Below are 11,299 nucleotides of genomic sequence, written 5' to 3'. Positions count from 1 at the left end.
GGTATCCGCCTCCCTCACGCTCGTCAAATGTAACAAGACGTTAGCCGGACGGACGCCGCGCGACGCCACGCATCAGTTCTTACAAAGTGGAAATATGCGTGGGGGGCGCGAGTCGTTATAGTCGAATCACCCAATCAAACCACCGTAAGGGGACTTCATGAAAAGCTTGCGTATTGCCTCGCTCGTGACTGGTCTGGCAGCGTTGTTCGTGTCCGGCGCCGCAATGGCGGGCGTCCATGTCGGCATCAATCTCGGCGCGCCGGCCTACGTTGCGCCGGCACCGGTCTACGCGCCGCCGCCGCCCGTCGTCTATCAGCCGGCACCGGTCTATGCGCCGCCGCCCGCCATCGTGATCGGCTGGCACGGCGATCGTTACTGGGACGGCCGCCGCTACTGGGGCCGCGATGAATGGAATCGCCGCCACGGCGGCTGGCACGGCGGCGGCCCGGGTTGGCACGGCGGCCATGGCGGCCCGGGCTGGCACGGCGATCACGGCGGCTGGCGTCACTGAAGCCGGTATGCACTCCGCCGTCGCGACGGGGGCCGGCAGCTGATCCACCCGTGCCGGGGCCGCGCGGGCGGAGGTCTGCCGCGCTTCACGCTTCATCTGGAAACCGCCCGGATTCGGGCGGTTTTCTTTTGTGCGTCGCGATCGTGCCGGCCGGCCGGTGCGAAGCCGTCGATGCGACGCACGTCGCGACGGCGGCCGCCATCGCGCAGCCGTTTGCGCCCGGCGGCGCATGGCGTCGCCGCTGTCGCCCGCTGGCACGGCGGACTCGGTAGAATGCCCGGCATCGTCATTGACCATCGAGCGATTCCGCCTTCATGCCGATTCCGCCGTTCCGGGCCGCCGCGCCTCGTCGTGTTTCCGATGTCCGTGCGCCGGATGGCCGGCGGTCCGCCGCGTGGCGCCTGCCGTTCATGCTGCTGGCGCTGCTGTGGAGCGCCGCCGCGTCGTTTCCCGCCCACGCGGTCTACGCGATCGCGCAATACGGCGAGCCGAAATATCCGCCCGGCTTCCGGCACTTCGACTACGTGAATCCCGCTGCGCCGAAGGGCGGCACGCTGGTGCTCGCGAACCCGAACCGGCTCACGACCTTCGACAAGTTCAATCCGTTCACGCTGCGCGGCAACCCGGCGCCGGGCCTCGACGCGATCTTCGAAAGCCTGACCACCGGCAGCGCCGACGAGCCCGCGAGCGCCTACGGGCTGCTCGCCGACGACATCGCGATCGCCCCCGACCAGCTCTCGGTGACGTTCCACCTGAACCCGCGCGCGCGCTTCTCGAACGGCGACCCGGTCACGGCGGCCGACGTCAAGTATTCGTTCGACACGCTGAAGAGCCCGCAGGCGGCGCCGCAGTACGCCGCCTATTTCTCCGAGATCGCGCGCGTGGTGGCGGTCGATCCGGCCACGGTGCGCTTCGAGTTCACGCGCACCGACCGCGAGCTGCCGCTGATCGCGGGCGCCGTGCCGGTGTTCTCGCGCAAGTGGGGGATGAAGCCGGACGGCACGCGCGTGCCGTTCGACCAGCTCGCGTTCCAGCCGCCGATCGGCAGCGGCCCCTACCTGATCGACCACTACGACAGCGGGCGCACCATCACCTACCGGCGCGATCCGCACTACTGGGGCGCCGCGCTGCCGGTTCGGGTCGGCACCAACAACTTCGATCGCATCGTCTACAAGCTCTACGGCGACAGCGTCGCGCGGCTCGAGGCCTTCAAGGCCGGCGAGTACGACGTGCTGGTCGAATACATCGCGCGCAACTGGGTGCGCCGCGACGTGGGCAAGCGCTTCGACGACGGCGAGCTGATCAAGCACGAGTTCCGCCAGCACAACGGCGCGGGCATGCAGGGCTTCCTGATGAACCTGCGCCGGCCGCTGTTCCAGGACGTGCGCGTGCGCGAGGCGCTCGATCTCGCGTTCGATTTCCAGTGGCTGAACCGGCAGCTGTTCTACGGCGGCTACACGCGCCTGAACAGCTATTTCGCCGACACTGAACTGCAGGCGCGCGGCACGCCGGACCAGGGCGAACTCGCGATCCTCGAGCCGCTGCGCAGGCAGCTCGACCCGGCCGTGTTCGGCCCGATGCCCGAGCAGCCCGACACGAATCCGCCCGGCTCGCTGCGCGCCAACCTGCTCAAGGCGCGCGCGCTGCTGGCCGAGGCCGGCTGGACCTATCGCGACGGCGCGCTGCGCAACGCGAAGGGCGAGCCGTTCCGCTTCGAGATCCTCGACGATTCGGGCGGCGGCATGGAGCCGGTGGTCACCGCCTATCAGCGCAATCTCGCCAAGCTCGGCATCGAGGCGCGCTTTCGCACGGCCGATTTCGCGCTGCTGCAAAAGCGCCTCGACGCGTTCGACTACGACATGACGACGGTGCGCTACCCGGGCGTGCAGGTGCCCGGCGCCGAGCAGGCCACGCGCTTCGCGAGCCGCTACGCGGACCAGCCCGGTTCGAGCAACCTGATCGGGCTGAAGTCGCCGGCCGTTGACGCGATCCTGAAGACGCTGGTGCAGGCGCAGACGCGCGAGCAGCTGCTCGACGCCACCCATGCGCTCGACCGCGTGCTGATGCATGGCTATTACGTGGTGCCGCAGTGGTACAGCGCGATGCACCGCGTCGCCTACAAGCACACGCTCGCCTATCCGTCCACGCTGCCGCTGTACTATTCGGCCGATGACTGGGTGGCGTCGATGTGGTGGGCGAAACCCGACGCGGCGGCGCGCCCGGCACCTTGAGCGCATCGCCGCATTCCGCACGCGGTGGCCGGGCCGGCCGCCGTTTCTCCAACCGCGCCGCGCGCGCCGCATGCCGACCTCGCCTATGTGGAGCTACATCCTCAAACGCCTGCTGCTGATGATCCCGACCCTGCTCGGCGTGCTGACGATCACGTTCGCGGTGATCCAGTTCGTGCCGGGCGGCCCGGTGGAACAGGCCGTGCAGGAACTGCGCAAGGGCGCCGAGCAGGGCCGCGCGCCGTTCGGGCTGCGCAACTATTCAGGCGTCGACGCCCAGCAGCTCGCGCAGCTCAAGACGCTGTACGGCTTCGACAAGCCGCCCCTCGCGCGCTACGGGCTGATGCTCGAGCGCTTCGCGCGCTTCGACCTGGGCCAGAGCTATTTCCATCACCAGAGCGTCTGGTCGCTGGTGGTCTCGAAGCTGCCGGTGTCGATCAGCATCGGCGTCTGGACCTTCCTGCTGACCTACCTGATCTCGATCCCGCTCGGCATCGCGAAAGCCGTCTACAACGGCTCGTCGTTCGATCTCGTGACGAGCCTGGTGGTGCTGGTCGGCTACGCGATCCCGGGCTTCGTGCTCGGCGTGCTGCTGCTGGTGCTGTTCGGCGGCGGCTCGTTCTGGCAGCTGTTCCCGTTGCGCGGCCTGACCTCGGACAACTTCGCGCAGCTGAGCCTGCTCGGCAAGCTCACCGACTATCTCTGGCATCTGGTGCTGCCGATCACGGCCTCCGTGGTGGGCAGCTTCGCCGTGATCACCATGCTGACCAAGAACGCGTTCCTCGACGAGATCCGCAAGCAATACGTGCTGACCGCGCGCGCCAAGGGGCTCAGCGAGCGGCGCGTGCTCTGGAAGCATGTGTTCCGCAACGCGCTGCTGCCGCTCGTGGTCGGCTTCCCGGGCGCGTTCGTCGCCGCGTTCTTCACCGGCAGCCTGCTGATCGAGACGCTGTTCTCGCTCGACGGGCTGGGGCTGCTGTCCTACGAATCGGTGGTGCGCCGCGACTACCCGGTGGTGCTCGGCACGCTCTACCTGTTCACGCTGATCGGCCTCGTCACGAAGCTGGTCTCCGACCTCTGCTACGTCTGGGTCGACCCGCGAATTCAATTCGACCAACTGGAGCGCTGACGTGAGCCGAGCCGCCGTTTCCTCCCGGATCGACGCCGCCCGCGCGCGCGTCTCGCCGTCGCCGGCGCGCCGCGTCTGGCGGCGTTTTCGCGGCCAGCGCCTCGGCTACTGGAGCTTCGTGGTGTTCGTGGTGGCGTTCGCCGTCGCGCTGGCCGCGCCGCTCTGGTCGAACGACCGGCCGCTGGTGGTGCGCTACGACGGGCACACCTATTTTCCGATCGTGAAGGACTACGCCGAGACCACCTTCGGCGGCGATTTCCCGACCCCGGCCGACTATCTCGACCCCTACGTGCGCGGCAAGCTCGAGGCGCCCGGCAATTTCGTGCTGTATCCGCCGAACCACTATTCGGCCACCACGCTCAACTATTTCTCGGCGCTGCCGAACCCGGCGCCGCCTTCGCGCGACAACTGGCTCGGCACCGACGCGCAGGGCCGCGACCTGCTCGCGCGGCTGGTCTACGGCTTCGCCGTATCGGTGGAGTTCGCGCTGGTGCTGACGCTGATCGGCACCGTGCTCGGCATCGCGGCCGGCGCCGTGCAGGGCTTCTACGGCGGGCGCATCGACATCGTCGGGCAGCGTCTGATCGAGATCTGGAGCTCGATGCCCGAGCTGTACCTGCTGATCATCTTCGCGTCGATCTTCGAGCCGAGCTTCGTGCTGCTGATCGTGCTGCTGTCGCTGTTCGGCTGGCTCGGCCTTGCCGACTACGTGCGCGCCGAGTTCCTGCGCAACCGCACCCAGGACTACGTGCGCGCCGCGCGCGCGATGGGCCTCTCCAACTGGCAGATCATCTGGCGCCACGTACTGCCCAACAGCCTCACGCCCGTCATCACGTTCCTGCCGTTCCGCATGAGCGGCTCGATCCTCGCGCTGACCAGCCTCGACTTCCTCGGGCTCGGCGTGCCGCCGCCCACGCCGAGCCTGGGCGAGCTGCTCGCGCAGGGCAAGGCGAACCTCGACGCGTGGTGGATCTCGCTCGCGACGTTCGCGGTGCTGGTCTTCACGCTGCTGCTGCTGACCTTCATGGGCGACGCGCTGCGCAACGCGCTCGATTCGCGTATCGCCGATACGTCGCGCGCGGCGGGAGGCGTGCGATGACGCCGCCGCCGAACTCGTCTGCCCATCCGCCGCGCCCGGCGGGACGTGCTCCGGCCGATGCCGTGCCGTCGACGGCCGGTGGTCCCGCGTCCACCCATGACGCCGCCGCCGCGCCGTTGCTGTCGATCGAGCACCTGCGCGTCGCATTCGGCGAAACGCTGGCCGTCGACGACGTCTCGCTGACGATCGGCCGCGGCGAACGCGTGGCGCTGGTCGGCGAATCGGGCTCGGGCAAGAGCGTCACGGCGCTCGCGATCCTGCGGCTGCTGCGCGACGCCGAACAGGGCGGCACGATCCGCTTCGACGGCGCCGAACTCGGCGCGAAAAGCGAACGCGCGATGCGCGGCCTGCGCGGCGCCGAGATCGCGATGATCTTCCAGGAGCCGATGAGCGCGCTGAACCCGCTCTACACGATCGGCGACCAGATCATGGAGACCATCGTGCTGCACGACGGCGTCTCGAAGCGCGAGGCGCGGGCGCGCGCGATCGCGCTGCTGGGCCGCACCGGCATCGCGGAGGCCGAGCGCCGCGTCGACAGCTATCCGCACCAGCTCTCGGGCGGCCAGCGGCAGCGCGCGATGATCGCGATGGCGCTGGCCTGCCGGCCGCGCCTGCTGGTCGCCGACGAGCCCACCACGGCGCTCGACGTGACGATCCGCGCCCAGATCGTCGAGCTGCTGCTCGACCTGCAGCGCGACGCCGGGCACGGCCGCGGCATGGCGATCCTGCTGATCACGCACGACCTGAACCTGGTGCGGCGTTTCGCGCAACGCGTCGCCGTGATGGAGAAGGGGCGCCTGGTCGAGAGCGGGCCGGTCGAACGGATCTTCAGCGAGCCCGACCATCCCTACACGCGCCGGCTGCTCGACAGCCGGCCGCGGCGCACGGCCGCGCCGGTGCTGCCGATCGCGCCGGTGGTGCTCGACGCGCGCGAGGTGACCGTGACCTATCGGCAAAAGCTGCCGGGTATCGGCGGCTGGTTCCGCAGCGGGCAGTTCATCGCGGTCGAGCGCGCCAGCGTGTCGGTGCGGCAGGGCGAGACGCTCGGCGTGGTCGGCGAATCGGGTTCGGGCAAATCGACGCTGGCGATGGCGCTGCTGGGCCTGCAGCGGATCGCCGGCGGCAGCATCGAATTCGACGGCCGGCCGCTCGCGAGCTGGCGCGGCGCCGAGGCGCGCACGCTGCGTTCGCGGCTGCAGGTGGTGTTCCAGGACCCGTTCGGCTCGCTGTCGCCGCGCCATACCATCGAACGCATCGTCGGCGAGGGGCTCGAACTGCATCGGCCCGAGCTGTCGGCCGAGGCGCGCCGCGAGCGCGTGATCGCGGTGCTGCGCGAGGTCGGGCTCGACCGCACGGTGCTGCATCGCTATCCGCACGAGTTCTCGGGCGGTCAGCGGCAGCGTGTCGCGATTGCGCGCGCGCTGGTGCTGGAGCCGCGCGTGCTGGTGCTCGACGAGCCCACCAGCGCGCTCGACGTGTCGATCCAGCAGCAGGTGCTGAAGCTGCTTGCCGGCCTGCAGCGCAAGTACAACCTCGGCTACGTGTTCATCAGCCACGATCTCGAGGTGATCGGCGCGATGGCGCACCGGGTGGCGGTGATGCAGGGCGGGGTGATCGTCGAGACCGGCGATGTGGAGAAAATTTTCACGGAACCGTCACACGCGTACACGCGCAAATTGCTCACGGCACTTGAGGGGCGGAACCTGCCCCAATGATGTGCAGAATTTGATTGAATTTTTCAATTCATTTTGACAAACAAATACCGTCTGGCTAGTATCGACCGAAATTTCCGCCAATCAGCTGATTTTTAAGCACAATATTACCGACCGATGCAGCACCGAACTATCACTCAGGTTTGCAGGCGCGCCGTAGCCGGGTTGTTTTTTGGCGTTCTGATCGCAGCGGCTCCCGGCGCGTTCGCCGACGAAGCCGGCAGCTTTAACCAGAACGTCGCATTTTCGACACAATCCGGTTCGAATTCTTCCCCCGTGAATGCCCAGTCGAGCGCCCCGAGCGAAGGCGGCGCACGCTCGTTCCTGTCCGGCATGGCCGGCAAGGCGGGCGACGTCGTGGTCGGCGCGCTGAACATGATCGGGGTCCGTTATCGCTGGGGCGGCAACTCGCCCGATTCGGGGCTCGACTGCAGCGGCTTCGTGCGCTACGTGTTCCAGGACACGCTCGGCATGTCGCTGCCGCGCCGTGCCGAGGAAATGAGCCGCGTCGGCGAGAAGGTCCGCATGAGCGAGTTGAAGCCGGGCGATCTGGTGTTCTTCAACACGATGCGCCGCACCTTCTCGCACGTCGGCATCTACATCGGCGACAACAAGTTCGTGCATTCGCCGTCCACCGGCAGCACGATCCGCGTCGACGATCTCGAAAGCAGCTATTGGGAAAAGCGTTTTACCGGCGCGCGCCGGCTCGAGTCGGAGTTCCCGACCAAGCCCGACGATCTGCGCCAGCGCGTGAGCGCGACGATCGGCGGCAACCCGGCCGATTTCAACCCCGGCAACTGAGCGCGGGCGGGCCGCGCCCGCTTGACGCCGCCCCGCGTCACGTTCAGGTAGCAATCGGTCGAATGACCCCGGTTTCCGCAAGGAGGCCGGGGTTTTTTCTTTGGCGCGGCGATGTGAGGGGAGCGCCAGGGCGGCGGCTCGCCCGGGCGGGCGACTGGGCGAGGGTGTGGTGTGCGCCGTGTGCCAGGTATGGCGGATGCGCCATTGCCTGCGGCCGGTGGCCGGCCGCGGGCGCCCGGCTCAACGCGGCGCCGCGGCGAATGACTCCGCGGTGGCGGCCGGCGCACGATTCGCCGCTTGCGTTGCTGCCGTGTGGCGGCCCAGGTTGGGCTCGCTTCAGCTTGCCTCGAGCTTGCCCAAGCCCGCCCTAAGCTCGCTTCTCAACCCGCTTTCCAACCCGCTTTTCAGGCCCGGCTCAGCCCCGCGTTCCAGGCACGCCGCGCCGCTGCGGCCCGCTTCAAGCCGCGGCACGCGCGGCCGCCGCCGCAAGCTTGCTCTGCAGCTCCGCCATGATCTTCGCGCCCGCTTCCTCGCCGGCCAGGATCGCCGCGTTGCGCTGCGTGAAATCGCTCGCGCTCATCTCGGCCAGGTTCGGGCGGATCACCACGTCGGCGTATTTGTCGAGTTCGTAGGCCTTGATGGTCTGGCCCATGATCGTGAAGGTCTGCAGCAGCAGCTCGATCGGATTCTGCGTCGGCGCGCCCTCGGGGCGGGCCGAGATGTCCACGGCGATCACGAAATCAGCGCCCATCTTGCGCGCGAACGCGGCCGGCACCGGGCTCACGAGGCCGCCGTCCACGTATTCGCGCGTGCCGATCCGCACCGGCTCGAACACCGACGGCACGCTGCTCGACGCGCGCACCGCGAGGCCCGTGTTGCCGCGCTGGAACAGGATCGGCTGGCCGTTCTGCAGGTCGGTGGCGACGATGCCGAGCGGCTTGGCCATCTTCTCGATCGGCCGGTTGTTCAGCGTCTTGTTGATGTAGTTCTGCAGCGCCACGCCCATCAGCAGCCCGCGCGAGCGCCACGGCAGCGCCCAGTCGCTGATCGAGGCCTCGTCCATGGTCAGCGCGAGCTTGTTGATCTCGAACGCGTTCATGCCCGAGGCGTAAAGCGCGCCTACCACCGAGCCCGCGCTGGTGCCGGCCACGATGTCGATCGCGATGTTGCGCGCCTCGAGCGCCTTCAGCACGCCGATGTGTGCGAAGCCGCGCGCGGCGCCGCCGCCGAGCGCGATGCCGATCTTCAGCGGCCGGCGCGTGGCGGCGGCCACGGGCGGCGCGGTTTTACCGGCATCCGGCTTGCCGCCGAACGAGGTGCAGGCGGCCAGCGAGGCGGACATCGCGGCGAGTGAAAAATGGCGGCGGGACAGGCGAGGGGACGACGACATCGACGAATTCTCCGGCAGGCGATCGTCGCGCGGGACGGGCGCGACCGACAGCGAGGCGGCACGGCGCCCGACGGCCGGCGCGGCCTCGCGCGCGGCCCATGCGCCGCGGCGCGCACATCATAAAGCAAGCGCGGTGGCGCCGGCGAAAAGGGCGCGGCGCGAGCGGGCGGGCCGGCGTGCGGCGGTAGTGAACCGGTTTCGCGACCGCTCGGTTTGGCAAGCTGCGGTTCCCGGCGGCCGACGCGCTTGCCATCCGCGGCTTACGAGGTGCGAAGTCATAGGCCATCATTTCTGGCCGTTGAGGTATCGATGACGATCTGGCTTCCGAATCGATGAGGTAGTCTCGCCACCCACCACGGCAACGCTGATGGCGCCCATCGAGGCGAAGACAGATTTGACCGTGCAACCCGATCACGCTTGTCGCCCGTCATGCCGCCCGCGGTGTGCCCGTAGTGGCCGGTCCGTGCCTTGTGGCGAGTCAAGGGCGGCCGGCGGCCAATCACTAAGCTGAGCGTTGCCGGCGATTTCGCATGCGGGCCTTTCGGTGTGCCGGATTTCTCGCCCGGCCCGGCCTCCGTGCGGTATCCCGCCCCCCGGCCGCATCGGGAATCGCGCGGCCGGCGGGTATAATTTGTCCCTTTCCGTTCCGGTGCCGGCGGTGTCGCGCAGTCGCTCGCGTCGCGCGCCGTTACCGAACCGTCATTCATCGGGCCGCCGCGCGCGGCCATCGAGTTATCGTCCATGACCCGTCAAGTCCGTACCCGTTTCGCGCCGAGCCCGACCGGCTTCATCCATCTCGGCAACATCCGTTCCGCCCTCTATCCGTGGGCCTTCGCCCGCAGCACCAACGGCGTGTTCGTGCTGCGCATCGAGGACACGGACGTGGAGCGTTCGTCGGACGCCTCGGTCGACGCGATCCTCGAGGGCATGAAGTGGCTCGACCTCGATTTCGACGAAGGCCCGTTCTACCAGATGCAGCGCATGGACCGTTACCGCGAGGTGCTCGCGCAGATGGTCGAGAAGGGGCTCGCGTACCCGTGCTACATGTCGACCGAGGAACTCGACGCGCTGCGCGAGCGCCAGCGCGAGGCCGGCGAGAAGCCGCGCTACGACGGCACCTGGCGCCCGGAGGAGGGCAAGGTGCTGCCGCAGCCGCCCGCGGGCGTGCAGCCGGTGCTGCGTTTCCGTAACCCGCTGACGGGCTCGGTGGTCTGGGACGACGCCGTGAAGGGCCGCGTCGAGATCTCGAACGAGGAACTCGACGATCTCGTGATCGCGCGCCCGGACGGCACGCCCACCTACAACTTCTGCGTCGTCGTCGACGATCTCGACATGGACATCACGCACGTGATCCGAGGCGACGATCACGTCAACAACACGCCGCGCCAGATCAACATCCTGCGCGCGCTCGGCGGCGAGGTGCCGGTCTACGCGCACCTGCCCACCGTGCTCAACGAGCAGGGCGAGAAGATGAGCAAGCGCCACGGCGCGATGAGCGTGATGGGCTACCGCGACTCGGGCTATCTGCCCGAGGCGGTGCTCAACTATCTCGCGCGGCTCGGCTGGTCGCACGGCGACGCCGAGATCTTCACGCGCGAGCAGTTCGTGGCGTGGTTCGACCTCGAGCATCTCGGCAAGTCGCCGGCGCAGTACGACCTGGCGAAGCTGAACTGGCTCAACAACCACTACATCAAGGAAGCCGACAACACGCGCCTCGCGGCGCTCGCCAAGCCGTTCTTCGCGGCGCTCGGCATCGACGACACCGCGCTCGAGGGCGGCCCGGAGCTGGCCGCCGTGATCGGCCTGATGAAGGATCGCGCCTCGACCCTCAAGGAGATCGCCGAGGGCGCGACGATGTTCTATCGCATGCCGGCGCCCGACGCGGACGAACTCGCGCAGCGCGTGACCGACGCCGTGAGGCCGGCGCTCGCCACGCTCGTCGAGGCGCTGAAGACGGCCGAGTGGACCAAGGAAGGCATCGCGGCCGCGCTGAAGGCGGCGCTCGCCGCGCACGGGCTCAAGATGCCGGCGCTGGCGATGCCGGTGCGGCTGCTGGTGGCGGGCACCACGCATACGCCGTCGATCGACGCCGTGCTCGCGCTGTTCGAGCGTGACGTGGTGATCTCGCGTCTGAGCGTCTGAGCGTCTGAGCGTCTGAGCGTCTGACCGTCTGACCGTCTGACCGGTAGGAACGGAGAGGGCGCACGGCCGGCGAAAGCGGCCGCGCGCCTTGCACGCCGGGGCTGGCCGGCGCTTCGCAAAAAAGTATGCGGGTTTGAGAAAAGGGGTATTTACAAGCCGCGAAAAGCCCTCTAAAATCGCATTTCTGTTCTGCAAGGGGGTATAGCTCAGCTGGGAGAGCGCTTGCATGGCATGCAAGAGGTCAGCGGTTCGATCCCGCTTACCTCCACCATCAGAACGGTCTCAGC

The 11,299-nt window shown here is 68.5% G+C and carries 8 protein-coding genes and 1 tRNA gene; 8 read left to right on the top strand and 1 reads right to left on the bottom strand.

The window, feature by feature from the left end; genetic code table 11:
- Nucleotides 1–157 precede the first annotated feature (157 nt).
- The 6 genes from BpN12_RS27310 (at nucleotide 158) to BpN12_RS27285 (ending at nucleotide 7,480) form a co-directional block, all read left to right on the top strand.
- Nucleotides 158–511, top strand: coding sequence for a hypothetical protein (locus BpN12_RS27310; RefSeq protein WP_246795316.1), 354 nt, complete (start codon nucleotides 158–160; stop codon nucleotides 509–511).
- Nucleotides 512–825: 314 nt separating this feature from the next.
- Nucleotides 826–2,742, top strand: coding sequence for an extracellular solute-binding protein (locus tag BpN12_RS27305; protein WP_425306328.1), 1,917 nt, complete (start codon nucleotides 826–828; stop codon nucleotides 2,740–2,742).
- An 85-nt stretch (nucleotides 2,743–2,827) separates the two neighbouring features.
- The gene (locus tag BpN12_RS27300; protein ID WP_042625397.1) at nucleotides 2,828–3,868 is read left to right on the top strand and encodes a microcin C ABC transporter permease YejB; all 1,041 of its coding nucleotides are present in this window, start codon (nucleotides 2,828–2,830) and stop codon (nucleotides 3,866–3,868) included.
- Between the two features lies 1 nt (nucleotide 3,869).
- Nucleotides 3,870–4,967, top strand: a complete 1,098-nt coding sequence (locus BpN12_RS27295; protein ID WP_246795314.1) for an ABC transporter permease — start codon at nucleotides 3,870–3,872, stop codon at nucleotides 4,965–4,967.
- Nucleotides 4,964–6,682 (top strand): ABC transporter ATP-binding protein, encoded by a 1,719-nt coding sequence (locus tag BpN12_RS27290; RefSeq protein WP_246795313.1) that lies wholly within the window; start codon nucleotides 4,964–4,966, stop codon nucleotides 6,680–6,682. Before BpN12_RS27295 ends, BpN12_RS27290 begins: the two co-directional genes overlap by 4 nt.
- Before the next feature lie 114 nt (nucleotides 6,683–6,796).
- Entirely contained in the window at nucleotides 6,797–7,480 is a 684-nt protein-coding gene (locus BpN12_RS27285) for a C40 family peptidase (RefSeq protein WP_246795312.1), read from the top strand.
- Nucleotides 7,481–7,937: 457 nt separating this feature from the next.
- On the opposite strand, the gene BpN12_RS27280 is transcribed toward BpN12_RS27285, so the two are convergent.
- Nucleotides 7,938–8,870: a patatin-like phospholipase family protein gene (locus BpN12_RS27280; RefSeq protein ID WP_246795311.1), complete on the bottom strand. Its 933-nt coding sequence runs from the start codon at nucleotides 8,868–8,870 to the stop codon at nucleotides 7,938–7,940.
- Nucleotides 8,871–9,611: 741 nt separating this feature from the next.
- On the opposite strand from BpN12_RS27280, the gene gltX reads away from it, so the two are divergent.
- Nucleotides 9,612–11,012: a glutamate--tRNA ligase gene (gltX, locus tag BpN12_RS27275; RefSeq protein ID WP_246795310.1), complete on the top strand. Its 1,401-nt coding sequence runs from the start codon at nucleotides 9,612–9,614 to the stop codon at nucleotides 11,010–11,012.
- A gap of 195 nt (nucleotides 11,013–11,207) precedes the next feature.
- Nucleotides 11,208–11,283 (top strand) — tRNA-Ala (locus BpN12_RS27270).
- The last annotated feature ends 16 nt before the right edge of the window (nucleotides 11,284–11,299 follow it).

It is taken from the genome of Burkholderia perseverans, assembly GCF_022870505.1.
Classification (GTDB): Bacteria; Pseudomonadota; Gammaproteobacteria; order Burkholderiales; family Burkholderiaceae; genus Burkholderia; species Burkholderia plantarii.
Note: the sequence above shows the minus strand (reverse complement) of the source record. Positions and strands in the feature narration are given on the sequence as shown.

Excerpts from the sequence above, each read along its gene's own strand:
- gltX (WP_246795310.1), top strand. The coding sequence starts at position 9,612 with ATGACCCGTCAAGTCCGTACCCGTTTCGCGCCGAGCCCGACCGGCTTC.
- BpN12_RS27310 (WP_246795316.1), top strand. The coding sequence starts at position 158 with ATGAAAAGCTTGCGTATTGCCTCGCTCGTGACTGGTCTGGCAGCGTTG.
- BpN12_RS27280 (WP_246795311.1), bottom strand. The coding sequence starts at position 8,870 with ATGTCGTCGTCCCCTCGCCTGTCCCGCCGCCATTTTTCACTCGCCGCG.
- BpN12_RS27285 (WP_246795312.1), top strand. The coding sequence starts at position 6,797 with ATGCAGCACCGAACTATCACTCAGGTTTGCAGGCGCGCCGTAGCCGGG.
- BpN12_RS27305 (WP_425306328.1), top strand. The coding sequence starts at position 826 with ATGCCGATTCCGCCGTTCCGGGCCGCCGCGCCTCGTCGTGTTTCCGAT.
- BpN12_RS27290 (WP_246795313.1), top strand. The coding sequence starts at position 4,964 with ATGACGCCGCCGCCGAACTCGTCTGCCCATCCGCCGCGCCCGGCGGGA.
- BpN12_RS27300 (WP_042625397.1), top strand. The coding sequence starts at position 2,828 with ATGTGGAGCTACATCCTCAAACGCCTGCTGCTGATGATCCCGACCCTG.